Source organism: Nesterenkonia rhizosphaerae, from assembly GCF_039544555.1.
Lineage (GTDB): Bacteria > Actinomycetota > Actinomycetes > Actinomycetales > Micrococcaceae > Nesterenkonia > Nesterenkonia rhizosphaerae.
The window spans coordinates 186328-211806 of sequence record NZ_BAABLW010000002.1 but is presented as its reverse complement, the minus strand read 5'-3'; the positions used below and the strand labels follow the sequence as shown (position 1 = coordinate 211806).

Here is a 25479-nt window from a genome sequence, read left to right as displayed (position 1 = left end):
TTTAGATCTTTGAGATAGCTACCACCTGACCAGGAGAAATTATGTCCGTTGCGCCATCACCCTCAGTCTCCGCCGAACGTGTCCGTGTGGGGTTAGTCGGGGCAGGGGGTATCGCCGTCGTCGCGCACCTGCCCACGCTCAAAGCCCTGCAGGACCGTATCGAAGTGGTGGGCATTGCCGACCTTGACGCGGACCGCGTCGCGAAGGTTGCCGACGAATGGGGCATCCCCGGCCGGTACGAATCAGTGGATGGGCTCATCGAAGGCGAGAAGCCAGAGCTGCTGATCGTGTGCACCCCGCCCTCGGCCCACCGCGATGCCGTCCTCAAAGGACTGCGCTCCGGCGCATGGGTGTGGTGTGAGAAGCCCCCGGTCCTCTCCCTCGCCGAGTACGACGAGATCCAGGCGGCTGAATCCGAAGGGGGACCTTACGCCTCCTTCGTGGTGCAGCACCGCTTCGGCTCCGGCGCGGCCACTCTGAAGAAGCAGGTGCAGGAAGGCACACTCGGCCGCCCCCTGGTGGCGCTGTGCAACACCCTCTGGTTCCGCCCCCACTCCTACTACGAGGTGCCCTGGCGCGGGCGCTGGGACACCGAGGGCGGCGGGCCGGCCATGGGGCACGGCATCCACCAGATGGACCTGCTCTTCGAGATCCTCGGAGACTGGACAGAGGTGACTGCCAAGGCTGAGGCACTGGACCGGGAAGTGGAGACTGAAGATGTCTCCTTCGCCATCGTCCGGTTCGAGAACGGGGCCATCGCCTCAGTGGTCAACAGTGTTCTCTCGCCCAGGGAGACCAGCTATCTGCGTTTCGACTTCCAGGACGCCACTGTGGAGCTGGAGCACCTCTACGGCTATGACAATTCCTCCTGGACATGGACCCCTGCACCCCATGTCGCCGCCGATGACGTGGAGCGTCGTCGGGCGGTCGAGTCCTGGAGCCCGGAGGAGAACATCCCCTCATCCCACAAGCAGCAGCTGAGCGAGCTGCTCGACGCCATGGCCGCAGGCGAGCGCCCCCGTGCCTCTGGTCATGACGGCCGCCGCACCTTGGAGTTCATCTCCGCCCTCTACCAGTCTGCCGAGACCAATCGGACCATTCGCCGTGAGGATCTTGCTGCCGAAGGTATCTACTACACCGGCATGCACGATGCGAACTTCATCTACGGAAGCTCCCGCCTGGCGGAGGCATCCCCCAGCAGCACCGACGGACGCTGACGACGAAATCCCCTGACATTTGAAGGCCCCACTGCCACCGACCCTTCCTCAAGGAGCACCAGTGACCAGTTTTGAAGTGACCATCACCGAAGAGGCGGTGTCCGTCTCCGCGGCAGGCACCGAGATCCTGAAGTACGTCATCCACCCGGACTCGCCCCAGGACGAGGCGCCCAAGCCCTACCTATACCCGCTCCGATTCACCGATGGCGCAGATGCCGCGGTGCGGCGCCCCTGGGACCACCGGTGGCACACCGGCCTGCAGTTCACCTGGTCCCATGTGGCTGACCAGAACTTCTGGGGCGGACCCACGTTCGCCCCCGAGGACGGCTACCAGATGCGCGGCAACCTCGGCACCATGAAGCACACCGGATTCTCCGCAGAACCCACCGGGGGCGACGACGTCGTCTTCGACGAGACGCTCGAATGGATCACCTCCCGCGGGGAGCACTGGATCGATGAGCATCGCGTCCAGCGGGTGCACTCGCTGGACGCCGAGCGCGGCATCTGGGCCATCGACCTCAGCACCGAACTCACCAACGTCTCCGGCCAGACCCTTCCCCTGGGAAGCCCCACCACTGCCGGGCGCGCCAACGCCGGGTACACCGGATGGTTCTGGAGAGGACCCCGCTCCTGGACAGGCTGCACCGTGGTCAACTCCAACGGCGAGGAGGGCGAGGAGAACACGATGGGGAAGGTGGCTGACTGGGTGGCCTTCTCCTCCGAGCACGATGACCTCGACGGCGGCGGCACAGTGCTGGCCTTCGCTGGGACATCCTCCTCTGCCGACGCTGAGCTGCCGCCCATCAAGTGGTTCACCCGCACCGGGATCTTCGCGGTGACCAGCCAGTCCCCGGCTTTTGATCAGGAGATCCACCTCCCCGCTGAGGGCCGGCTGCGCCTGAGCCACCGGTTCGTGTTCATCGCCAAGGTCTGCGACCGCCAGGAGCTGGAAACGCTCGGCAGAGAATTCGCAGTCTGACAGCACTTCTACCCCCCCTTAACCCACCGGAGCGACACTATGAACACCACTGCCCGAGGATCCAAGGCCCTGGCCATCGCGTCCCTGGCCGCGCTAACCCTCTCCGCCTGCGGCGGCGACGCCGAAGACGGCGACAGCGTCAACCTGCGGTTCACCTGGTGGGGCGGCGACGCCCGCCACTCCTACACCCAGGAGCTCATCGACGCCTTCGAGGACGAGCACCCCCACATCACCATCAGTCCCGAGTTCGGGTCCTGGGAGGGCTACTGGGATTCGCTGGCGACGCAATCAGCCGGTCGCGACACTCCAGACATCATCCAGATGGACCTGATGTACATCCGTGAGTACATCGAGAACGGGCAGCTGCTGGAGCTGGACCAGGTGGACACTTCTGCATTCCCGGAGGAGCTGGTCAACACCGGCACCCAGGACGGGGCCCTCTATGGCATGCCGATCGGGAGCACCTCGCTCACCATCGCCGCCAACCCGGATGTCTTCAAGGAAGCCGGGGTTCAGATGCCCGATGATGACACCTGGACGTGGGAGGAGCTGGCGCAGATCGCCACCGAGATCAGCGAGAACTCGGAAGGAGCGTATGGCCTGGCGAGGCCCTTCAACGACGCCGGCTTTGAGATCTGGCTGCGTCAGAACTACGGCACCGGCCAGGTCACTGAGGATGGCGAGCTGGCCTGGGAGCCCGAAGACGCGGTGGGCTACTTCGAGATGCTCGGGGACCTTCAGGACTCTGGTGCCATTCCCTCCGCCTCACAGGTCAACGAGGACCGTGGTGCTGCGCTGGAACAGACCCTGATTGCCACTGGCGGTGCCGCCATGGACACCTGGTGGAACACGCAGCTGATCTCGCTCTCCGCCAATGAGGGTGTGGAGCTCGTCCCGTTGAAGCTCCCCAGTGAGACCGGCAGCGTCGAAGACGCGCAGATGTACTACAAAGCCTCCATGTTCTACTCCGTCTACGCCGGTACTGACCACCCGGAGGAGGCGCAGCTATTTGTGGACTTCCTGGTGAACTCGCAGGAGGCAGGCGAGCTCCAGCAGCTTGAGCGCGGAATCCCCGGCAATGAGGACGCCCGTGAAGCCATCCGGGATGACCTGGATGAGCGTGAGCTGCGCATCCTGGAGTCCAACGAGGAGCTGGAGGACATCGTGTCGGCGTCTCCACCGATGGCGCCGGAGGGGTTCAGTGCGGTCCAGGAGATTGTATGGCGGTATGAGGAGGAGTTCCTGTTCGGCCGGGCCAGCGCCGAAGAGGCCGCGCAGCGGATGCACGGCGAGATCGAATCAGCGCTGCGTTAAGCCGCAGCTCAGGGAGCCAGCGGAGGCGGCTGTGCGACAGTTGTAGAGGACACCGGGCCTGAAGCCCCCGTGGATGGTGCAAGACATGAGAACAGAGAGGTTCAGGGTATATGCAGTGGCCTACTAAGGTTCCCGGACTGGCCTACGGCGGGGACTACAACCCCGAACAGTGGCCGCAGCAGGTCAGGATTGAAGATATCCAACTGATGACCCAGGCCCAGGTCAATCTGGTCAGCGTCGGGATCTTCTCTTGGGCGATGATCGAACCGGCCGAAGGTGAATACGACTGGGCTTGGCTGGACGAGACCATGGACCGGTTGCACGCGGCCGGCATCGGGGCCGCACTTGCCACTGCTACCGCATCCCCACCACCGTGGCTGATCGCTAAACACCCGGAAATCCTGCCGCAGACCGCTGATGGCGCAACACTATGGCCCGGAGCCCGGCAGCACTACTCGCCGTCGAGTCCGATCTTCCGCAAGTACGCACTGGGTATCACACGCGCCGTGGCGGAGCGCTATGCAGACCACCCCGCGCTGGCCCTGTGGCATGTGGACAACGAGTTGGGCTGCCACAACGCCCACGACTACTCCGATGACGCGGCTGCGGGCTTCCGACTGTGGCTGCAGCGCCGCTATGGCACCGTGGAGCAGCTCAACAGCGCATGGGGGACCGCCTTCTGGTCCCAGCGCTACTCGTCCTTCGATCAGGTGCTGCCGCCGCGCAAAGCACCGATGTTCGTCAACCCCACCCAGCAGCTGGACTTCCATCGGTTCAGCTCCGATGTGCTGTTGGAGTACTTCACCGAGATGAAGGAAATCCTGCGGGCGGTCACCCCGCAGATTCCGGTGACCACCAATTTCATGTGCACCACACGCTCCAAGTCCATGGACTACTTCAGCTGGGCACCTCATATGGACGTCATCGCCACAGATCACTACACCATCGCCGACGACGACGAGCGCCACATCGAGCTGGCCTTCAGCGCAGACCTGACCCGAGGGGTGGCAGCCGGGAAGCCCTGGATGCTGATGGAGCACTCAACATCGGCGGTGAACTGGCAGCAGCGCAACCGCACCAAGAGCCCCGCGGAAATGCTGCGCGACAGCCTGGGGCATGTGGCACGCGGGGCTGATGCGGTGATGTTCTTCCAATGGCGGCAGTCCCAGGCCGGCGCTGAGAAATTCCACTCCGCCATGGTTCCGCACGCCGGGCCGGACAGTGACGTTTTCAGCACCACCGTTGCGCTGGGGAGCAAGTTGAAGCAGCTGAGCGCGGTACAGGGCAGCACCGTGAGCGCTGATGTGGCGCTGCTGTTCGACTATGAGGCCTGGTGGGCCGCAGAGCTGGACTCCCATCCCAATAACGACCTCTCCTACCCGGCGGAGGTGATGCGTTGGTACCGGGCATTCTGGAAGGCAGGTGTCACCGTCGACGTCGTGCATCCCAGTGCCGACTTGGGCGGATACCGGGCCGTGGTGGTGCCGGCGCTGTACCTGGTCAGCGACGAGAATGCGAAGAACGTGGCCTCCGCCGCCCAGACTGGTGCCAGCGTGCTGGTCAGCTATTTCTCCGGAATCGCTGATGAGCACGACCATATTCGGCTGGGCGGCTACCCGGGGGCCTTCCGGGAGCTGCTGGGTATCCGCAGCGAGGAGTTCTGGACGTTGCAGGAGGGTGAGCAGCACCGTCTGACCAGCGGGTCACATGCAGATTTCTGGAGTGAGAACCTGCGTGTGGAGGCAACCGGGGATTCCGCCGCTGAGGTCGTGGACAGCTGGGCCGAAGGGCCTCTGCAAGGGAAACCAGCGGTGACTCGGCATGCCACAGGTTCTGGTGCCGCCTGGTATATCAGCACCCGGCTGGAGGCTGATGCCACGCAGCAGCTGGTGGATAAGGTGCTGACCGAAGCCGGGATCAGCCCGCTTCGCTCAAGCCTGTTGGCCCAGACGCCTCAGCACCTGCATGCGGATGTCGAGATGGTGCGCCGGCAAAGCGCGGAGACCAGCTACCTCTTTGTGCTCAACCACAACGACGAACCGGTGACGGTCACCGCCGACGGCGACGATCTGCTCAGCGGAGAACCGGCCGAGACAGGGCTGACAGTACCGGCCGGTGGTGTCGCGGTGATCGCTACTTAGGCCTTGCGGCGGCGAATCTCCTCGATCATCTGCGGAAGCACCTCGTTGAGATCGCCGACGACGCCGAAATCGGCGATCTCGAACACCGGCGCGTCCTCATCCTTGTTGATCGCCACAATCGTGCCCGAGGTCTGCATACCTGCCTTCTGCTGAATGGCACCGGAGATGCCCACCGAGATATACAGCTGCGGGGAGATCACCACGCCGGTCTGGCCCACCTGGGCTGAGTGGTCGATCCACCCGGCATCCGTGGCGGCACGCGATGCGCCGATGGCGGCGCCCAGCTCATCGGCCAGCTCCTCCACCAGGCTTAAGTCACCTTCCACGCCCCGCCCGGCAGCTACCACCACCCGAGCCTCAGCCAGCGGCGGACGGCCGGATTTCGGCAGCTCGGTCTCTTCCAGGACCTCCAGGGACCCGGAGGCGGAGACCGGGAGCACGGTGACCTCGGGGGCAGCCCCGGGGGTGGTCATGCGCTCAGCAGTATTGGGACGCAGCGTGGCCACCAGAGGGGCGTCCTCGGTGATCTGTGCGGTCGTGAAGTAGGAGCCGGCCAGCACAGATTTAGTGGCCACCCCGGTGCTGGTGACACCATTGGCGGCGGTCACCAGGCCGGTGTCCAGGCGCACGGCCAGGCGTGCCAGGGCATCAACTGTGTCGGGAGCGTGAGCACCCAGCACAATATCGGCGCTGACTTCCTTCACCGCGGTCTCCAGCAGATCCGCCAGAGCCGGATCCGGGGCAGTAATGGCGGTTTCGCCGGTGTAGACGTTTTCCACCGGTTCCAGTGACAGCGGCGCAATCACCGCTTCTGCAGCAGAGCCGGTGACTACACTGACCTCGCCGAGCGCATCAGCATGGGTCAGCAGCTCCTGCTGGGCACCGGTGAGCGCAGCGTTCACGGAGTCGAAGAAGACCAGGACATGGGTCACAGCAGGCGCTCCTTTGCCAGAAAGTCAACGATGCGGGCGCCGGCTTCGCCGTCGTCGGTGATGATCTCACCGGCGGCACGGGCCGGGCGGGGGTCGGCGGAGACCATCCGCAGTTTGGACTCCACCGCGGTGCCGGTCAGCCCCAGTTCAGCCAGGTCAAAAGTGGTGACCGGCTTCTTCTTGGCTGCCATGATGGCTTTGAAGTTGGGGTAGCGCGGCTGGTTCGCCTGGTCAGTGACGGAGACGACGGCGGGCAGCGGGGCCGCCACCTTCTGCAGTCGGTCCCCGGAGATGCGGGTGACCACCAGGCGTGAGGTGTCGGTGTCAGTGTCGAGTTCAAGACGCAGCCCGGTGGCCTGGGTCAGCGCAGGAACGCCGAGTCGCTCGGCCAGTTGGGCCGGCAGCGCTCCGGACTCGCCGTCGTCGCTGACCATGCCGGTGAGGATCAGGAACTCAGCGTCATCGGCGAATTCTGCGGTATCCAGCACGTGGCGGGCCGCAGCAGCCAGGGCAGCAGCGCTGGCCCAGATATCGGCACCCCGCAGGGCTTCGTCGCTGAGGTGATAGCCGTCGTCGGCGCCGATCTGCAGGGCCTTCTTCACTGCCGCCGACGCCCCGGCCGGGCCCATAGTCAAGGCAGAGACGCGGACCGCTGCGTCGTCGTTGTTCTTCTGCAGCTCCTCTTTGATCTGCAGTGCGGCTTCCAACGGGTACTCATCCAACTCACCCAGAATGCCCTCGGCGCGGTTCAGGAGCTGGGCATCCGTGAAGTGTCGCTCCAGCTGGGCATCTGGCACCCATTTGACCAGGGCGATGATGTGAAGTGCCGGCATGAGGTCCTTTCTACCGGTGTGGGCCTAAAAAGGCACAGGGTTCTCCCCTATATAAGGCGCAACTATGGTCGCATGATTCCGCAACCGGTGCGCAGGCCATGTGGTCTAAGCTACATCCATTCCCGCAGCAGCAATGACGCTGCTCCCTTCGACAGTGAACCAAGGACGTTTCATGATCGATCTGCTGATACTCATCCTGCTGGTGGCCGGGATTGTGCTGGTGACCGCCCGCTGGAAGGTCAGTCCCTTCCTGGCGCTGCTGGGTGCTGCGCTACTGGGCACCTTCCTCTACCGGCTGCCGATCGCCGAAAGCGTCACCACAGTAACGCAGGCCTTCGGCAACACCCTGGGCAATATTGGCTTGGTGATCATCTTCGGCACCATGATCGGAGTGATTCTGGAACGCTCCGGTGCGGCGATTGCTATGGCTGACGCGATTATCAAGGTCATCGGCAATAGGTTCCCGAATCTGACCATGACGCTTATCGGCTACGTGGTCTCGGTGCCGGTCTTCTGCGATTCCGGGTACGTGATTCTGAACTCCCTGCGCAAAGCAATCACCGCCCGTGCGGGCATTTCGGCGCTGGCTACTTCCACTGCGCTGATGACCGGACTCTTTGCCACCCACACCCTGGTGCCGCCCACTCCTGGTCCGCTGGCAGCAGCCGGTGAGCTCGGGGTGGCCGAGGATCTCGGGCTGATCATCGGTCTGGGCTTGGTGGTTTCGCTGGTCTCGGCCCTGGCCGCGCTGCTGTTCGCTACACGGTTGAGCAGCAAAGAGTTTGCGGCACTTCCTGCCGAGCGTGACGATGACCTCGAGGTCCAGGACTATGAGGAACTGCGGGCCTCCTACGGCAAGCTGCCCTCAGCGTTCATGGCTTTCCTGCCGATTGTTCTGCCGCTGCTGCTGATCTGTCTGGGATCAGTGGCGAAGCTGCCGAATGCGCCGTTTGGTGAAGGCGTAGTGACGGATGCGCTGGTGTTCCTGGGAACACCGGTGATCGCGCTGATCCTCGGACTCATTGCTGCAGTCTTCCTGATCTCAGGTGATGGCCGGATGGCCCGCTTCAATGAGGACATCACTGAAGCCATCCGGGTGGCTGCCCCGATCCTGCTGATCACCGGTGCCGGAGCGGCGTTCGGCGCGGTGCTCAACGCCTCCCCGCTCACCGACTTCCTCGCCGAGAATATTGCGGGCATGGGGCTTGGGCTGCTGGTGCCCTTCCTGATCTCCGCGGCGCTGAAAACCGCCCAGGGTTCGTCCACGGTGGCGATCGTGACCACCGCAGCCATGATTGCGCCCATGTTGGGCTCATTGGGACTGGAGAGCACGGAGGGCACCGTATTGGCCGTACTGGCAGTGGGTGCCGGAGCCATGGTGGTCTCTCACGCCAACGACTCGTTCTTCTGGGTGGTCTCGCAGCTCTCGAGGATCCCGGTGGGAACGGCGTACCGGACCTTGACCGTCGCGACTGCCATCCAGGGCGTCGTCGCGTTCCTGGTGGTGCTGGGTCTCGCTGCGATCATGCTCTGATCCAGGTGGTCGACAACCGACCAGAGATCCTTCAATACAGCTGAGGGGCTGACCGCTAAGTATCGGTCAGCCCCTCAGCTGTATAAGCGGTGGTGTCGAACTACTCGTGGGATTTTCCGCTGCCGAGCAACTCGCGCACTCGGCCGGCCACCCGGTGGAACTCGGGATCTTCCATGGTGGCTTCGTAGTCGCGTTCGCGCGGAAGGTTCACATCGAACTCCTCGATGATCCGTCCTGGCCGCGGACCCATGACAATCACGCGGGTCGCCAGGTATACCGCTTCGGCCACTGAGTGCGTCACCAAGGCGACTGTCATGTTCCGCTCGCGCCAGAGCCTCTGGATCTCAACGTTCATCTTCTCGCGAGTCAGCGCATCGAGGGCGCCGAAGGGCTCGTCCATCAGCAGGACATCGGGCTCATGCAGCAGTGCTCGGCACAGGGCCGCCCGCTGCTGCATGCCTCCGGAGAGCTCGTGAGGCAGTGACTTCTCGAAGCCTTCCAAGCCGGTGAACTGCAGGAGTTCGCGGCATCTTGCTTCTGCCTGGGCCTTATCCATCTGGCGCATTTCTGCCTGCAGCATGATGTTTCTGCGTACATCACGCCAGGGCATCAGGGCTGGCCGCTGGAAGATGAAACCTACATCCTGGCGGGGGGACACCACGGCATCACCACGGAGGCGAACCTGCCCCTGGGTTGCAGGCGAAATTCCGGATATGGCTCTCAGCAGCGTGGACTTACCGCAACCGGACGGTCCCACAATCGCGATGAACTCACCGCGATGAATCTGCAGGTCAACATCCTTGAGAGCTTGAACCGTCCGCTTCTTAGACTCGAACGTCACAGAGACGCGGTCGATGTCAACGATCGCCTCTGCTACGGAGGTGTTCGTCTGGTCTGTCGTGACAGCCGTCATGAGTCCTCCCCGGGTGCGAACGAAGCGTCATAGAACATATCGACCGGATGCTCTTCTTCGATCAAGCCGGCATCGCTCATCACGCTGATGGTGTTCTGCCAATCCTCATCAGCATTCCAGCCGGGAACCTGGCCCTCGGAGTTCTCCGTGGTCAGAAGGTTGATGGTTTCGGTCCACTGTTCAAGAACTACCTCTGTGGAGGCGATCTGTGGGTCTTTGCCCTGCATTGCTTCGGCAGCGCCCTCAGGGTCCTCCGCTGCGGCCTGGAAGGCCGCCGAAGTTGCGTCAGACATGCGCTGGACCAAATCGGGATCGTCGTCGATGGTGCTCTGCTGGGTTAGCAGGCCATTGGAGAAGAAGTTCAGTCCCACGTCGCTGTATCGGAAGTAGCTGACATCTCGGCCTGACTGGTCAGCGATCTTAGGTCCCTGATCGTGAGCGAAGCCGATGAGGCCATCCACCTGGCCAGCGATCATCGCTGCGACCTTTCCTGCGGAATCCAGGTTCTGCTGCTGGATGGAGTCAGGGTCGATGCCCGCGGCTTCGAGGAATACCGGGAACGTTGAGGTCGGGGCATCGCCTGCGGAGACTGCGATGGTTGTGCCTTCGAGATCCTCCAGCTCAGTGATCCCGCTGTCGCTGAAGACCTGAACAGCCGAGGGGGTCGTCTGCAGGTAGACGCCGATGCTCTTGACGTTCACGCCGCTTTCGACATTGGACAGCAGGGGTGCGGTGTCTGCCCACCCGAACTCCACTTCGCCCGAGCCCACAGCCTGGACAGTGCGGGTAGAGCCCTGGCCAGCCTGGATCTCCAGGTTAATACCGTGTTCCTCGAAGATGCCCTCTTCTACGCCGTAGTAGAAGGGTGCATGCTCTCCATAGGGATACCAGTTCAGCATGAGAGTCACGTCGACGACTTCTCCAGCTTCTGCTCCCCCGTTGCCGCCGGCGTCGCTTTCTCCGCCGCAGGCGGTAAGGGCCAGTGCGGCAAGACCCATAGTTGCCAGGCTCTTGGCGAGCGTTGATTTGCCGTTCATGAGAATGCTCCTTCTTGGGTGGTGCGTGCTCACGTCTATGCGTCCTTGTTTCGATGTGAGGCGTGCCAGGGGATGGTGAATCGTTCGATGACTTCGAGGATGAGGAACAGGAGGATGCCCAGTAGGGACATGATGATCAGCGCTGCAAAGAGCATCGCGGTGTTGAGGTGGCCGTTGGCCTGCAGGATGACGTATCCGAGGCCCTCATTGGAGCCCACGAACTCACCGACAACAGCACCGGTGACGGCTAGGGTTGCGGCGACCTTGAACCCGGACATCAGCTCGGGAAGCGCCGCGGGGAAGCGAATCTTCACGAATGTCTTCCAGCGCGAACCACCCATGATGGACGCCAGCTCCAGTGCCTCGGGGTCCACCGAGCGTAGTCCGCTGATGCCCGCGATGACGATGGGGAAGAAGGCCATGAGGACAGCCACCAGGATCTTGGGCTCGGGGCCGAAACCAAGCCACACGATGAAGAGCGGGGCAATGGCGATCTTCGGAATGACCTGGGCCACGAGGATGATGGGGTAGAAAGTCCGTTCCATCATCTTGGAATAGACCATCACCACAGCCATGCCCACGCCCACAACGACGGCGATAAGGAAGCCGACGATTGTTTCCACGGTGGTGACCCATGTATGGCGCATCAAGTAGGAGCTGTTCTCGGTCAGCTGTGCCCATGTGTCTTGGGGCGAAGGAAGGATGTAGCGCGGAGCCATTCCCGTGTTGGTGACGAACCACCAGATGGCGAAGACAATAAGCAGGAAGACCGATGGATAGGCCACCGTTGAGAGCTTTCCGGACAGGGACCGGAAAGCGGTGGGGGATGAGGTCCTCTGGCTTGCGCGCGTTTGGACCGGGGCGGGGGCTGTCATCAACAGAACCTCTCTTCGTTGAGAGCCGGCAGGAGAATAGCGAGGAAAGCGCATTCCCAATGTGATGCAGCCCACGTTATAGGGCAGTCATAGTGATGTCAATCACATCGGTAGCTGGCTCAGGTGGCAGTGGACTCCCGGAGCATGGGGGTGCCCTCGATGAGAATGTGCCGGCCTGGGTCTCCGAGGGCGATCTCCACGCTCAGTTCGCCGATCTCCTCCAGCGGGATTCGTACCGTGGTGATTGATGGTGCGTGGTCATTGAGGCTTTGAATATCTCCATAGCCGCACAGGGCGATATCGTCTGGCACCGTGAGCCCGGCGTCCCGAGCCGCCGCCAGTGCGCCGAGGGTCATGACGTCGGTAGTGCAGAAGACGCACAGTTTGCCCCGGTCCCCAGTGGGCAGGGCGTTCGAGGTGGAGCGCAGGTACTCAGCCATCATGAGGTATCCGCCGTCACGAGTGAAGGCGCCGCGGAGTTGGGCTTCTGGCTCGATGCCGCTCCTCAGCAGCTGATCCTTGAAGCCTTCAGCCCGTTCGCGGGAGGTCACCACATGTTCTTCACCAGCGATGGTGATAAATCGCTTGTAGCCCATTCGCAACAGTTCTCGAGCTAGTCGACCGGCACTCCTTCGGTCGGCGATCCGCACGCCGTCGACCTGGGCTGGGGGCTGTCCGATCATTACGGGACGGCCGCCGTTTGCCTGGTACCGCTTCAGCATCGAGTACAGCTGCTCGTCGTCGTCGAAGCCACGTGTTCCCGCGATCAAGATAGCGTTGGTTCGGTAGGACATGAATGTTTGCACTGCTCTGGCTTCTGCGTTGCGGCGGCGTTCCGTCGAGGCGACCATGAGCTGCATCCCAGATGCGGCAAGGCCTCGCTGGGCTCCGTGGGCGATAGCTGAGAAATATGGGTCAGCGATGTCGTGGACGATGAGTCCCATGAGTCCTGCTGAGGCTCGCACAAGTGCTTGCGCTTGAGCGTTCGGAATGTATCCAAGCTGATCGGCTACGGCGCGGACATGGGCAACCAAGTCCGGGTGTGGCTGTCTTGTTGATCCGTTGAGTGCTCGTGATGCCGTCGCCGAGGATACCCCGGCAGCCTTGGCAACATCCGAAAGGCGAACCGCCAAAATTTCACCTACCTCATGCCAGGCGGCTCAATGCGCGCTGAGTTGGCCCGGGAACGTATGGCACCGGGCGGAACAATAGTGTGACCTGCGACACACTATTGTTCCATCATACTGTGAAAGCGCGTTCCCGCCATGGCAGGTGCTGCGACACTGCATTTGCGCTCGGTGGTCAACGGGTCATCGGTCGCAGACTCCCTGCCGAAGCAGTGATGACGGTCACGTGGGCTAATGTCTGTAGTCATGAAGATTGTGTGCGTCCCCGATTCCTTCAAGGGCTCAGTCACCGCCGCTGAAGCCGCAGCGGCTATGGCCCGTGGAGCCCGGCAGATCTTCAGCGATGCTGAGGTCACCGAACTGCCATTCGCCGACGGTGGGGAAGGCACCCTAGATGCTCTGCTGGCGCTGTGGAATCAGCAAGCACGCAGCGTCGAGACAGTAGATGCCATCGGCCGCCCGCGTACCGCCCGGTGGGGCCTATCCCCAGATGGCCGCACTGCGGTCATTGAGGCGGCTGAGGGTAACGGGCTTCCTGCGGTGTCGGATGTCCCGCTGCAGCCGCGCCGCGCCGATACCTACGGAGTGGGACTGATCGTCGCTGAAGCGCTGGCCTCCGGAGCCCAGGAGATCCTGCTGTGCCTGGGCGGTTCGGCCAGCACTGACGGGGGCACCGGCATTCTCGCGGCCCTCGGAGCAGAGTTCCTCGATCACGACGGCGCCCCCGTGCCACCAGGAGGTGAAGGCCTGAGCCGCATCGCCAGCGTGAACACCGAGAACCTTCACCCACATGCCCGCAGCGTTCGATGGCGCCTGGCGGTGGATGTGGACAACCCGCTGACCGGCCCCCGCGGTGCCGCTGCCGTCTTCGGTCCGCAGAAAGGTGCCGATGACCACGACGTCGCCGCACTGGACGCCGGTCTTGCTCACCTGGCACGGGTCCTCGCCGAGCAGGCCGGGGCGGATCCGCAGCACTACCGCGAGGCTGAAGGTTTCGGCGCCGCCGGCGGTATTCCGGTCACCGTGATGAGTTTGCTGGGCCCTGAGGCCGGCGGTCAGGCTGAAATTCTGCCCGGATCACGCATGGTGGCCGAAGCGGTGGGACTGCAGCAGGCGCTGAACGGTGCTGATGTGGTGCTCACCGGCGAGGGCCGCCTGGACACCCAGTCACTTGGCGGAAAAGTGGTCCATGCAGTCCAGTCGTACGCACCGGAGTCAGCCGCCGTCGTCGTCATTGCCGGGGCGGTCCAGCTGAGCCCGGCGCAGTGCCGCGAAGCCGGGCTGACGGCCGCGCTGTCCATCGCGCCCGGTGCAGCGAACCTCCTTCAGCTCCAGGAGCAGGCTGCCCAGCTGATTGAGGACACCACCGCTCACGCCTGCGCGCTGCTGAGCCAGCGCTGAACCGGACCCTCCGGCTCGACATCTAGCCCCGCCGCGCTCACGAATTCCCGTGTTGAGTGGTCACTTTGTCCGGTATTTGGTACCGCGCCACCGGGTTATAGCGGACAAAGTGACCACTCACTTTTCGCCGAGAGGTGGGCCGGGCCGCTCGGAACAGGAGTGAATGCAGCCCCGCACGAGTTTGGCCACTGCCGACGAGGTCACAGACACCGGCAGCGTTCCCTGATCAGCCGGAGTAGGATTCGAGACGATGCACACAGGCTTCTATGACGAGATTCACGAAGAGTTCCGCGAAGTAGTGCGCGAGTTCGTCACCCGAGAGGTGACCCCGCACTATAAGCAGTGGGACGCCGCCCACATGATGCCGCGCGCGCTCTGGGAGGCCGCCGCAGAAAACGGTCTGCTGGGACTAGCTGTGCCGGAGGAGCACGGCGGCATGGGTTTGGCCGACTACCGCTTCCGGATGATCATCGACGAAGAACTGGCTCGCGCCGACGCCCTGGGCGCGGCACTGGCCTTCCATCTCCACGACGACTGGGTGCTGCCGGCCCTGCTGCAGTTCGCTACCGAAGAGCAGAAGCAGAGCTGGCTCCCACGGTTTATGGACGGCAGTTTCGTCAGCTCCGTGGGCTTCACCGAACCCGGAGCCGGCTCAGATCTGCGCGGAGTGCGCACCAAGGCCACTAAGAACGACGACGGCTCCTGGACGCTCAATGGCCAGAAGACCTTCATCGGCAACGGCATCTCCGGCGACGGCGCCCTGGTGCTGGCCCGCACTGACGGCTCGGATGTGAAACAGCGCGGCGGTGCGACTTCCTTCAGCCTCTTCCTGGTCACCAAGGAAGGCAACCCCGGATACACCCCGGGCAATCAGCTGGAAAAGATGGGGCTGAAAGCCTCAGACACCGCGGAGCTGTTCTTCTCCGACGTGCAGATTCCTGCTGCGAACCTCATCGGCGAAGAGGGCCGGGGCCTTGAATACGTGAAGGCGATTCTGCCCCAGGGGCGCTTGGCAGTGGCCGCGGCTGCCGTCGTCGTCGCCGAGACGGTCTTGGATCAGACGCTGGACTATGTAACCCAGCGCAACGCCTTCGGTGAGCGGATTGCTGATTTCCAGAACACCCGATTCCAGCTCGCTGACCTGCAGACCGGGCTGGAGGCCGCACAACGGTATCTGGCTGCCCAGGTGGAGGGCTTCAACGCAGGTCAGCTGGACCTGGCGGGTGCCTCCAAGGCCAAGCTGCACGCGTCAGAGTTCGCCAAGAAGTGCGTGGATATCTGCCTCCAGCTGCATGGCGGCTACGGCTACATCCTGGAGTACCCGGTGGCTCAGGCCTACCTGGCGGTACGTCTGCTGACCATCTTCGGCGGCACCAGCGAAATCCTCAAAGAGACCATCGCGCAGGAACTCCTCGCCGGTTCCGCGCCAAACTCCCGATAGGGGACCCCTCATGACCACAGTCACCAACCCTTCCGCTGTGCTGCGTGCCGTGCGCGAGATCGTCGTGGAGGACCGTCCGCTGCCGCAGCCTGGCGCTGGCCAGGTGCAGGTGGCCATCGGTGCGGTAGGCATCTGCGGTTCTGACGTGCACTACTACGAGCACGGGCGCATCGGCGACTTCGTGCTGAACGAACCCATGGTGATCGGCCATGAGTCAGCTGGTGTGATCACCTCAGTGGGTGAAGGGGTTGACCCCACTCGTCTCGGTCAGCTCGTGGCGCTTGAACCAGGTGTGCCCTGCAAGTCCTGCCGCCAGTGCTTGGCCGGCAGATACAACCTCTGCCCGGATGTGCAGTTCTTCGCCACCCCGCCGGTGGATGGTTCCATCGCCAAATACGTGGTGCACGACGCCGCCTTCGCCCACCCAGCGCCTGCCGGGCTGACTGCTGAACAGGCTGCGATGGCTGAGCCGGTCTCTGTGGGCGTATGGGCCTGCCGCAAGGCTGAGGTCAGCGTGGGCGACCGGGTGTTAGTCACCGGTGCCGGACCAGTGGGGCTCTTTGCCGCCCAGGCCGCACGGGCCTTCGGCGCCAGCTCGGTGACCGTCACCGATCTCTCTGACTTCCGGCTGGATGTGGCGCGCGAGCTCGGGTTCGACGCACGTCGTGCTGATCAGGCATTAGCGACGAACAGCTTTGATGTGCTCTTCGAATGTTCGGGAGCAGCACCGGCGTTCAAGGCCGGTATGCGGTCCCTGGACAGGGCAGGGCGTGCTGTGGTGATCGGCATGGGATCTGATGAGCTTCCCCTGGAGGTCTTCGCCCTGCAGGGCAAAGAGCTCACTGTCTCCGGTGTCTTCCGCTACCGGAACTGCTATCCGGCAGCTCTGGAGCTGATCTCCTCTGGTGCTGTGCAGGTGGCTCCGGTACTGACCCACCGCTTTGATCTGCCGCAGACCGAGGAAGCGCTGACCCTGGTACGCCGTGAGCCCAACTCGCTGAAGGCCGTCGTCGTCCCCTAAAGCGTCCCTATACCCGAGGCTAAAGTCCGGCACCTTGCCCCGTGTCTTCGCAGCTCGGGGGAGCCCTGCGCTCTGGTTACCCGCTGGCTGAGTGTGCCCCGCCAGAGAGCCGGCGCCACGTGCTGACCAGCTGACTGAACTCCTTGACCTGGACCAGCACATGCTCGCGGGCAGCCCGCTCGGCACCTGTAGCGTCTCCGTTGGCTACGGCTTCAGCGATCTGCTGGTGCTCGGCCAGTGAGCGTCGCATCCGGTCTGGGACACGCAACTGCAGCCTGCGGTAGGGCTGCAAAATACGCTTCAGCGCCCAGGCCTGCTGGCGGAGATACTCGTTGCCCGAGGAATCATAGACAATCCCGTGAAACCGGGCGTTGGCGTAGTAGTAGCCGTCCGGGTCCGCCGCATGGGCGTACTCCTCGCATTCGGACAAAGCTTCGCGCAGCTGCTGCAGGGCGAGAGCGTCGATGCGTCGTGACGCCAGCCGCGCAGCCATTCCCTCCAACTCGGCCATGACTTCAAAACGCTCGGCCAGCTCCGTGATGCTCAGCTCGGTGACATAGGTGCCCTGTTTCGGGCGGATCTGCACCAGTCCCGACCGCTCCAGGGCCTGAAGCGCTTCCCGGATGGGTGTGCGGGAGCAGCCAAACGCAGAAGCGAGGGCCGCCGGGTCGAGCTTTGCTCCGGGCAGGTGATGGCCATCCACGATCGCGTTCTCCAGCGCATCACGTACGCGCTGGGACTCCGACACTTTGGCCATAGCCACCTCCTCCGCAAGTAGGACCACATTACCGCGTCGTAACTGTGGCCTGGATCACATTTATCCTCTAGAGTGGCTGTTGTATACATCACATGCCCTGATGTACGGGAAGGAGCACGATGGCGCGACACACCTCAAAACAGGATGGGTGGCTACTCACCGACCTGTTCCACGCCCTGGGAATCCGCCGGCGTCAGGATGAACCGGCGCCCTCACCGGAACCCCTGGCAGAGTTGATTGCCGCTTGCGACGTGCTGCTCAGCGATATGGGTGAAGCCTCTATGCGAGCAGTTGCCCAGCGGGCACTGCAGGCCTATGCAGAACTCGACGACGCCGCCAAACTGCATTTCTTCAGGCACATGCTGACCCGCTTCGGTGTGGACGAACACCAGCTTCGCGAGCATTTTGACGCCTGGGATGCTGACCCGAGCCCGGAGAAGCTTGCCTCGCTCTTCGACGTGACCGAGCCTCGTCGGCAGCAGCTGCTGCGCCGGATCAACTACGCCCCCGGAGCTACCGAGCAGCTGGTGCAGATGCGTGCGGATCTGCTGCGTATGATCCGCACCCACTCTGACCTGAAACCTCTGGACAAGGACTTCCGGCACCTGCTGGCCTCGTGGTTCAACCGCGGGTTCCTGACGATGAAGCAGATCGGCTGGGATGCCGACTCACAGCTGAAGAACTACCTGCTGCAGTTCGAGAAGGTCCACCCCATGGGCAACATTGCGGAGCTTAAGCGCCGACTGCAGCCCAAGGATCGGCGCTGCTACGCCTTCTTCCATCCGGCCACTGGTGATCTTCCACTGATCTTCGTGGAAGTGGCCCTCACGCAGGGGATTCCCGGTTCTATGGGGCCGCTGCTGGAACCCGGCCCGGCGCTGAGCCCGGGAAAGGCCGATACTGCTGCGCTGTACTCCATCAACAACTCATTGGAGGGCCTGGCCGGGATCTCCTTCGGCAGTTTTCTGATCAAGCAGGTGATCGATCAGGTCAGTGACGAACTTCCGCATCTGCAGAACTTCGTCACGCTCTCGCCGATCCCCGGATTCCGCCGCTGGCTCCAGCAACAAGCCCAGCAGGCACAAGCCAGCGGTGACACCGAGCTGGCCAGCCTGCAGGCGGAGCTTAAGGACCTCGAACAGCAGACTCCCGGTCCGGATGACACCGAGTCGCACACTCCTGACGGGGCACAGGAGCAGGAGAACGACGACGCCGTCGCGAAAGCCCACGTCCGAATCCGGCAGCGGCTCTACCCGGTGCTGGCCCGGTACATCACCGCCCAGCGTCACGATGGCAAACCCATGGACCCGGTAGCCCGCTTCCACCTGGGCAACGGAGCCAGCGCCTGGCAGCTGCACTGGCCAGCCAGCAGCACCGAATACGCCTGGAAGCAGAGCTTCGGAGCAATGATCAACTACCGCTACGACCCCGCTGAACTCGAAGCTCAGCACGAAACCTACGTCCGGCACCGCACTGTTGCTCTGGGTCCGCAGCTCAAGGAGCTGCTGCAGCACCCCGAGCAACTCACCCACCAGAGAGGACAAGCCCCCATGGCAGAAACTTTCAGCACCATCTACGAATCCTTCCTCCGCAATGTGCAGCAGCACCCGGAGAAGCCGCTCTTCCTGCCAGAAGATGGCGAGCCCATCAGCTACGCCCAGACCTTGGAGACCACCCATCGGATTGCCGCGGTCCTCTTAGAGGATGGGGTACAGCCTGGTGATCGCGTGGCCATGCAGGTGCAGAAGTCACCGGAAGCACTCGCCCTCTACCTGGCCACCTTGCAGATCGGGGGCGTCTTCCTGCCGCTGAACACCGCCTACACCGGCAAAGAGATGGATTACTTCATCCAGGACGCAGGACCCAAGGTTCTGGTGGTCAGCCCCGACACGGCGGAAGATCACGCGCACCGAGGTGAGTCCGGCGTCGTCGTCGAAACTCTGGGGACCTCAGCCGATGGCACCCTGCTCAGGGCCAGTGGTGGACATACCGACGCGGTTCCGCGCACAGCCGAGGACCCAGCCTCCATCCTCTACACCTCCGGGACCACCGGCCGCTCCAAAGGTGCGGTGCTCACCCACGGCAACCTGGCCTCCAACTGCCAGGCACTGCTGGATACCTGGGAATACACCGGCGAGGATGTCCTGATCCACGCGCTGCCGATCTTCCACATCCACGGACTCTTCGTGGCGGCGAATATGACTCTGGCCGCCGGGGCAACTATGCGCTGGCTGCCGAAGTTCGACGCCGACACCATCCTGCGACTCATGCCTGATTCCACTGTGCTGATGGGTGTGCCGACCTTCTACACCCGGCTGTTGAAGAGCCCAGAGCTGAACCGCGAGGTCTGTGCGAACATGCGGCTATTCGTCTCCGGCTCCGCCCCGCTGCTGGCCAGCGACCACGAGGCCTTCGAAGAACGCACAGGTCACGCGATCCTGGAACGCTACGGCATGACCGAAACCGGCATGAACACCACCAACCCCTACCGCGGCGCACGAAAGCCCGGAACAGTGGGCAAACCCTTCCCCGGCATCGAGATTCGAATTGTGGACCGGGAAACCGGTGAAGAGCTTCCCGACGGCGAGGTCGGGCTCATCGAGGTGCGCGGGCCTAATGTCTTCGCCGGGTACTGGCAGATGCCGGAGAAGACCGCACAGGAGTTCCGGGCCGACAGCTACTTCATCACCGGAGACCTCGGACGCCTGGATGAGGACGGATACCTGTGCATCGTCGGCCGTGACAAGGACATGGTGATCTCCGGCGGCTACAACATCTACCCCAAGGAGATCGAGGAGCTCATCGACGCCCATCCTGCCGTCCTGGAATCGGCGGTGATCGGAGTTCCACACCCTGACCTGGGTGAGGCCGTGGTCGCCGTCGTCGTACCTGCCTCCGGTGAGCAGCCCCAGGAAGAAGAGATCCTGCAGTTCATCTCCGGGGACCTCGCCCGGTTCAAGCAGCCTCGCGCCCTCCGGTGTGTGGAGGCCCTGCCGCGCAATGTCATGGGCAAAGTGCAGAAAGCCCAGCTGCGCACCACATATCAAGACACCTTTACCGGTGTCCCGGCCTGAGTAAGGAAGAACAATGGTTCTCTACGGAGTCGCAGCGCTGGCGCTGTGCATGCTTGCGGGAATGATCATCGGTGATCTCCTGGGCGTGGCGGTAGGAGTAGACGCCAATGTTGGCGGCGTCGGATTCGCCATGGTCCTGCTGGTGCTGGTCTCAGCCTGGCTGCGGAAGAAGGGGCTGTTCCCCAAGCCCACCGAGCAAGGTGTGCTCTTCTGGAGTGCGCTCTATATCCCGATCGTGGTGGCGATGGCCGCCACCCAGAATGTGGTGGAGGCGGTCACCGGTGGCCCGATGGCCATCCTGGCGGGGCTGGCCGCACTGGCCTGCGGGGCTGCGCTGGTGCCCGTCATCTCACGGATCGGCGGCCGCTCTGAGCCGCTTCCTGAGATGACCGAAGAAGAGAAGCTGGAGGTCTGAGATGGAACTCATTGCAGATGTTCTTGAACGCAACGGCCTGCTCTTCGCTTTTGTGGTGGTCGGTGCCATGATGCTGGTCTCCGGCTGGCTGTCCAAGACGCTGACCCGCGGACGGCTGCAGGGCTCGGCAATCGCCATCATGCTGGGCCTGCTGCTGGCCTACTTCGGTGGCTTGGAGACCGGCGGCGAGAAAGGCCTGGCGGATATTGCGATCTTCTCCGGGCTGGGTCTGATGGGTGGAGCGATGCTGCGCGATTTCGCGATCGTGGCCACCGCCTATGGGGTGGACCTTCAGGAGATTAAGAAGGCGGGAGTGGCCGGCGGTCTCTCCCTGATTCTGGGCATCTTCGTCTCCTTCATCGCCGGGGCAGCCGTCGCGGCAGCCTTCGGGTATACGGATCCCGCCTCTATGGCGACTATCGGTTCAGGTGCCGCCACCTACATTGTGGGACCGGTGACCGGAACGGCGGTGGGAGCCAGCTCCGAGGTGATCGCATTATCCGTGGCTGCGGGTCTGATCAAAGCTGTAGTAGTGATGGTAGGCACCCCCTTGATCGCTCCGCTGATCGGTCTGAACAACCCGAAGTCGGCCATGGCCTACGGGGGCCTGATGGGAACTACCTCCGGGGTGGCCGCGGGACTGGCGGCCACCGATAAACGGTTGGTGCCCTATGGCGCTATGACCGCGACCTTCTACACCGGGCTCGGGTGCCTGCTGGGCCCCAGCGTCTTCTACTTCGCGCTGGTCGGCATCTTCGGGTAGCCGAAAGGCACTTCCTTTGGCGTAGCGCACCCCACTTAGCGCAATCACCCCCTAGGTAGGCAAGGTCAATATTGCGCAGGTGGGGTGCGCTGCGGCGGGCTCAACTGCCGCATCCCGGGACTTCAGCTGCTAATGACGCAACTGGTGCTCCACTGCAGCGACAATCTCCGCGTCGGTGAAGCCCAGACCACGGGCACGGGCGGCGAAGTCGGCAGTCATGTCTGCGAGCAGCTTGCCGCGATCTGCGCCGGGGGCACCTTCGGCGTCGGCGACTCGGGTGCCCCCTCCGCGGCGGGAGATGAGCAGTCCCTCCTGTTCGAGTTCCCGGTAGGAGCGCGCAACCGTGCCGACGGCGACGCCCAAGTCACCGGCGAGTTGCCGTAGTGGAGGAAGCCTATCTCCGGGGCGGAGCTGTCCGGCTGTGATGAGGTCTACGAGCTGGCGTCGCAGCTGCTCGTACGGCGGGGTGGGGTCCTGCGGGTCGAGGGTCAGGGAGAGGCTCACTGTGCCTCCACTGGCTGAGCGGAGGAGGGGCTGGGGAGCGGTGCGGGGACGACGATCCGGACCATGAACCAGCCGAGCAGCACCAGAGCTACGGGAATGCTGGCTATGAGGATCCAGCCGACAGGGTCCATCCAGGCGTGTTGGCAGGTCATGTTCAGCAGGGCCGTCCCGGCGAAGAAGGCGATGCCCATGTGGCTGGCAGCCACCGCTGCGCCGGTCGCCGCTACCACCCGCGCTGCAGACCGTCGGCGCAGAACGTCGTCGCTCACTTCGTCGGGAGCGAAGCCGCGAGGACGGCGCACAACAGCTGACAGGGCCGCAGCGGCCGCCACGGCAACGACCAGGAGCAGCAACACCAGCGGTATGGAGTAGAAGGTGCCTGGGTATGAGCCGGCTGCGCTGGCGGTGTCGCCGCACTGGGCGGCGATCCGGCGTCCATCGCGGCCCATGTCGTCGGCGGAGGCAGTGACTGTGGTCAGGGACAGGGTGGCGAGGTGCAGCACGGAGGTTGCCCCCACCGCGATGGTCAGGGTGTTTGGCAGATAATCAGAGACGCGCCGGGGAGTCAGCGACGCGGTACGGGCGCCGGTGGGCCGTTGGGGTCGCACCACGGTCTCGCCGAGGCCTACACCGACCACCACAAACAGTCCGAGGATGGCCGGGATCAGCATTGTTCCCCGGCCGAGGTCCAGGCTGGCACTGACCAGCCATGCAGCAACGGCTCCGATCAGCACGGCTGCGCCCCATGTAGCGCGCACCCATCTCCATTCGTGGCTGGTGTTGAGGTGCCCGCGGGTCGCGGAGCGCGCTCCCAGGGCGATGAGGGTGAGTAGCAGTGGTCCGCCGATCAGAACCAGAAGGGTTAGCAATGGCATGGGAGCTCCCCGGAAACTTGTATCAGGTGTTTGTGACAAGACAAGAATGATGCCAAGGAGCTAGTTGTGTCAATCAGCTAGTACAAGTAGTGCGCCCCACCTGGGCACCGACCTGACCCGCTGATGCAGGCGGTGGCAGACCTTCTGCACTTCCTCCGGCGCGCAGCGCACCCCACTTAACGCAATGGCCCCCTAGGTAGGCAAGGTCAATATTGCGCAGGTGGGGTGCGCTGCGGTGAGACGTGGCAGGATGGATGTGATCCAGACCCGAGGAAAGGCCGCCATGACGGATGTGACCCCAGAAATCCTTGACTCCGCCGCTGCTCGGCTGCCGCAGATGCTGGCCGATATCCAGCGCCTGGTAGAGGTGGAGACACCATCTGAGGACAAGGCGGCGGTGGCCCGCGGTGCAGCCGAGGTCGCCGCGCTGACCGCTGAGCGGCTGGGTGTCACCCCGGAAACCGTGGAGATCGACGGCGTGACCCACCTGCGGCTGCGGTTCGGTGCGGGCACCCCCAAGGTGGTGCTGGTCAACCATCAGGACACGGTGTGGCCGCACGGGACCCTGGCCCGTAAGCCTTTCACCCATGAAGATGGAGTGCTGCGCGGTCCCGGAGTGTTCGACATGCTCACTGGTGTGGTGATGTCTCTGCATGCGGCCGCAATGCTGCAGGAGAAAGGCCACAGCCTTGATGGCCTGAGCATCCTGGTCACCGGAGATGAAGAAGTCGGCTCCATTTCTTCGCGTCAGCTGATTGAGGATGAGGCCCGCAGCGCTCGCGCGGCCTTCGTGCTCGAGGCTGCTGCCGCAGGCGCTTTGAAGATCGCCCGTAAGGGCACTTCCAATTACGAGGTTGTAGTCCACGGCCGCGCCGCCCATGCTGGCCTGGAGCCGGAGAAGGGCATCAACGCAGGCATCGCATTGGGGTTGCTGCTGCCCGAGATCGAGGCACTCGGGGATCCCGAGGTTGGTACCACGGTCACCCCCACGGTCATCACCGCGGGCACGACGACGAATACTGTTCCGGACCGCGCACAGGTCACCGTGGATGCCCGAGCCACCACCATCGCGGAGCAGGAGCGAGTGGACCAGCAGATCCGTCAGCTGACCTCCAGCATGGAGGGCGCCGTGGTGGAGGTGCTGGGGTCCATCAACCGGCCGCCCATGGAGCGCTCGGCCGCGGAGGGACTCTTCGCCGAAGCTCAGGAACTGGCAGCCACACTCGGACTGCCGGAGTTGAAGGGTGTCGAGGTCGGAGGGGCCTCCGACGGCAACTTCACCGCGGCTCTGGGCGTCCCCACCCTGGATGGCATGGGAGCAGTCGGCGACGGCGCCCACGCTGAACATGAGCATGCGCTGGTGGAGCACATCGCACCTCGCACTGCCCTGCTGGCCGGACTGATGGCCCGCAAGCTGGACTGATCAGCAGCAATGACATCTGGTTCCGTGGATCCCCAGCTGAAACTGCAGGCCGCCGCAGACCAAGCCCGACAGGCCGCAGCCGCTGCCGGCGTCGTCGTGACCCAGCTGAGCACAGCCCAGCAGGCGATGGATGCCGCTGAGCTGCTGCACCGCATCTGGAACCCTGACGGACAGGGTGAGACCCCTATGGAGCCAGGTCTGCTGGTGGCGTTGGAACATGCCGGCAACTACGTCGGCGGGGCCTATGCCGGTGATGAGCTCATCGGCGTGACCGTGGGATTTTTCGGAGCTCCACAGGCCAGCCTCATGCATTCTCATATTGCCGGGGTAGCTGCCCATGCTGTGGGCACCGGAGTGGGGGCGGCGATGAAGCTGGATCAGCGCACCTGGTGCCTACAGCGCGGAGTCCGCACCATGGAGTGGACATTTGATCCGCTGATTGCCCGTAACGCTGGTTTCAACCTCAACCGGCTCGGCGCCCGATTCACCGAGTACCTGCCGCATTTTTATGGAGAGATGCGTGATGGGACCAACGCAGGGCAGGGCAGCGACCGGGCATTGATCACCTGGGATCTGCTCCAGATGGCTCCGTGTTCCAGCGCAGAGCCGGAGCTGGTACTGCTGAGACCAGACGACGACGGCGCCCCGCTGCGGTATGCCCAGGGTAATGACATTGCGGAAGCAGTCGGCGCTGCGGGCGTGGTTGGACTGCAGATTCCGGCGGATATTCCTGCGATGCGACAGTCTCAGCCGGAGCTTTCAGCCCGCTGGCGCACCGCGCTGCGAGAGACCATGCACCCGCTGATGCAGACCGGGTGGCAAGTCCACGGCATAAAAGAGAGCACTTACCTTCTGGTCAGGTAAAACGTGGAGGCTCCGCGTCGGCAGGGACTAAAGTGCATC

The 25479-nt window shown here is 63.6% G+C and carries 22 protein-coding genes and 1 pseudogene; 13 read left to right on the top strand and 10 right to left on the bottom strand.

The window, feature by feature from the left end; translation table 11 throughout:
- Positions 1 to 41 precede the first annotated feature (41 nt).
- The 4 genes from ABEA23_RS02465 (at position 42) to ABEA23_RS02450 (ending at position 5651) form a co-directional block, all read left to right on the top strand.
- A complete protein-coding gene (locus ABEA23_RS02465; protein WP_345476500.1) occupies positions 42 to 1217 on the top strand; it encodes a Gfo/Idh/MocA family protein in 1176 nt (391 codons plus the stop codon).
- A 61-nt stretch (positions 1218 to 1278) separates the two neighbouring features.
- Positions 1279 to 2196 (top strand): DUF6807 domain-containing protein, encoded by a 918-nt coding sequence (locus ABEA23_RS02460; protein WP_345476499.1) that lies wholly within the window; start codon positions 1279 to 1281, stop codon positions 2194 to 2196.
- Between the two features lie 39 nt (positions 2197 to 2235).
- Positions 2236 to 3510, top strand: a complete 1275-nt coding sequence (locus tag ABEA23_RS02455) for an ABC transporter substrate-binding protein (RefSeq protein ID WP_345476498.1) — start codon at positions 2236 to 2238, stop codon at positions 3508 to 3510.
- 110 nt (positions 3511 to 3620) lie between these two features.
- Entirely contained in the window at positions 3621 to 5651 is a 2031-nt protein-coding gene (locus ABEA23_RS02450) for a beta-galactosidase (protein ID WP_345476497.1), read from the top strand.
- Here ABEA23_RS02450 and ABEA23_RS02445 read toward each other — a convergent pair.
- Positions 5648 to 6583: an electron transfer flavoprotein subunit alpha/FixB family protein gene (locus ABEA23_RS02445; protein WP_345476496.1), complete on the bottom strand. Its 936-nt coding sequence runs from the start codon at positions 6581 to 6583 to the stop codon at positions 5648 to 5650. The genes ABEA23_RS02450 and ABEA23_RS02445 overlap by 4 nt on opposite strands.
- Complete coding sequence (locus tag ABEA23_RS02440; RefSeq protein ID WP_345476495.1) at positions 6580 to 7416, bottom strand: electron transfer flavoprotein subunit beta/FixA family protein; 837 nt, start codon at positions 7414 to 7416, stop codon at positions 6580 to 6582. Before ABEA23_RS02440 ends, ABEA23_RS02445 begins: the two co-directional genes overlap by 4 nt.
- A gap of 172 nt (positions 7417 to 7588) precedes the next feature.
- Here ABEA23_RS02440 and ABEA23_RS02435 point away from each other — a divergent pair, with 172 nt between their 5' ends.
- On the top strand, positions 7589 to 8950 hold the full coding sequence (locus ABEA23_RS02435) for a GntP family permease (protein WP_345476494.1): 1362 nt from the start codon (positions 7589 to 7591) through the stop codon (positions 8948 to 8950).
- Between the two features lie 100 nt (positions 8951 to 9050).
- On the opposite strand, the gene ABEA23_RS02430 is transcribed toward ABEA23_RS02435, so the two are convergent.
- The 5 genes and pseudogenes from ABEA23_RS02430 to ABEA23_RS14205 all read right to left on the bottom strand — a co-directional run.
- Positions 9051 to 9863, bottom strand: coding sequence for an ABC transporter ATP-binding protein (locus ABEA23_RS02430; protein WP_345476493.1), 813 nt, complete (start codon positions 9861 to 9863; stop codon positions 9051 to 9053).
- A complete protein-coding gene (locus ABEA23_RS02425) occupies positions 9860 to 10900 on the bottom strand; it encodes an ABC transporter substrate-binding protein (protein ID WP_345476492.1) in 1041 nt (346 codons plus the stop codon). The genes ABEA23_RS02430 and ABEA23_RS02425 overlap by 4 nt, the downstream gene beginning before the upstream one ends.
- A gap of 35 nt (positions 10901 to 10935) precedes the next feature.
- The gene (locus ABEA23_RS02420; protein ID WP_345476491.1) at positions 10936 to 11775 is read right to left on the bottom strand and encodes an ABC transporter permease; all 840 of its coding nucleotides are present in this window, start codon (positions 11773 to 11775) and stop codon (positions 10936 to 10938) included.
- 119 nt (positions 11776 to 11894) lie between these two features.
- The gene (locus tag ABEA23_RS02415) at positions 11895 to 12719 is read right to left on the bottom strand and encodes a LacI family DNA-binding transcriptional regulator (RefSeq protein WP_345476490.1); all 825 of its coding nucleotides are present in this window, start codon (positions 12717 to 12719) and stop codon (positions 11895 to 11897) included.
- Between the two features lie 51 nt (positions 12720 to 12770).
- Positions 12771 to 12908, bottom strand: a pseudogene (locus ABEA23_RS14205) (LacI family DNA-binding transcriptional regulator); the annotation flags it as partial.
- Positions 12909 to 13148: 240 nt separating this feature from the next.
- Between ABEA23_RS14205 and ABEA23_RS02410 the strand changes: the two are divergent.
- The 3 genes from ABEA23_RS02410 to ABEA23_RS02400 all read left to right on the top strand — a co-directional run bounded on the left by ABEA23_RS02410 (position 13149) and on the right by ABEA23_RS02400 (position 16765).
- A complete protein-coding gene (locus ABEA23_RS02410; protein ID WP_345476489.1) occupies positions 13149 to 14303 on the top strand; it encodes a glycerate kinase in 1155 nt (384 codons plus the stop codon).
- Between the two features lie 250 nt (positions 14304 to 14553).
- On the top strand, positions 14554 to 15744 hold the full coding sequence (locus tag ABEA23_RS02405; RefSeq protein WP_345476488.1) for an acyl-CoA dehydrogenase family protein: 1191 nt from the start codon (positions 14554 to 14556) through the stop codon (positions 15742 to 15744).
- Positions 15745 to 15754: 10 nt separating this feature from the next.
- Complete coding sequence (locus ABEA23_RS02400; protein ID WP_345476487.1) at positions 15755 to 16765, top strand: NAD(P)-dependent alcohol dehydrogenase; 1011 nt, start codon at positions 15755 to 15757, stop codon at positions 16763 to 16765.
- Between the two features lie 76 nt (positions 16766 to 16841).
- On the opposite strand, the gene ABEA23_RS02395 is transcribed toward ABEA23_RS02400, so the two are convergent.
- Entirely contained in the window at positions 16842 to 17522 is a 681-nt protein-coding gene (locus ABEA23_RS02395; RefSeq protein WP_345476486.1) for a GntR family transcriptional regulator, read from the bottom strand.
- 119 nt (positions 17523 to 17641) lie between these two features.
- On the opposite strand from ABEA23_RS02395, the gene ABEA23_RS02390 reads away from it, so the two are divergent.
- Genes ABEA23_RS02390 through madM form a run of 3 tightly spaced genes read left to right on the top strand, consistent with a single transcriptional unit; the run spans position 17642 to position 21774 of the window.
- Positions 17642 to 20596, top strand: a complete 2955-nt coding sequence (locus ABEA23_RS02390) for an AMP-binding protein (RefSeq protein WP_345476485.1) — start codon at positions 17642 to 17644, stop codon at positions 20594 to 20596.
- Between the two features lie 13 nt (positions 20597 to 20609).
- A complete protein-coding gene (gene madL, locus ABEA23_RS02385) occupies positions 20610 to 21011 on the top strand; it encodes a malonate transporter subunit MadL (protein WP_345476484.1) in 402 nt (133 codons plus the stop codon).
- A 1-nt stretch (position 21012) separates the two neighbouring features.
- Positions 21013 to 21774, top strand: coding sequence for a malonate transporter subunit MadM (madM, locus tag ABEA23_RS02380; protein WP_345476483.1), 762 nt, complete (start codon positions 21013 to 21015; stop codon positions 21772 to 21774).
- A 129-nt stretch (positions 21775 to 21903) separates the two neighbouring features.
- On the opposite strand, the gene ABEA23_RS02375 is transcribed toward madM, so the two are convergent.
- A complete protein-coding gene (locus ABEA23_RS02375) occupies positions 21904 to 22278 on the bottom strand; it encodes a GntR family transcriptional regulator (protein WP_345476482.1) in 375 nt (124 codons plus the stop codon).
- Positions 22275 to 23153, bottom strand: a complete 879-nt coding sequence (locus ABEA23_RS02370) for a hypothetical protein (protein ID WP_345476481.1) — start codon at positions 23151 to 23153, stop codon at positions 22275 to 22277. Before ABEA23_RS02370 ends, ABEA23_RS02375 begins: the two co-directional genes overlap by 4 nt.
- 283 nt (positions 23154 to 23436) lie before the next feature.
- Between ABEA23_RS02370 and ABEA23_RS02365 the strand changes: the two genes are divergently transcribed.
- Positions 23437 to 24576 (top strand): M20 family metallopeptidase, encoded by a 1140-nt coding sequence (locus ABEA23_RS02365; protein WP_345476480.1) that lies wholly within the window; start codon positions 23437 to 23439, stop codon positions 24574 to 24576.
- Positions 24577 to 24585: 9 nt separating this feature from the next.
- Entirely contained in the window at positions 24586 to 25440 is an 855-nt protein-coding gene (locus ABEA23_RS02360; protein WP_345476479.1) for a hypothetical protein, read from the top strand.
- Positions 25441 to 25479: the final 39 nt, after the last annotated feature.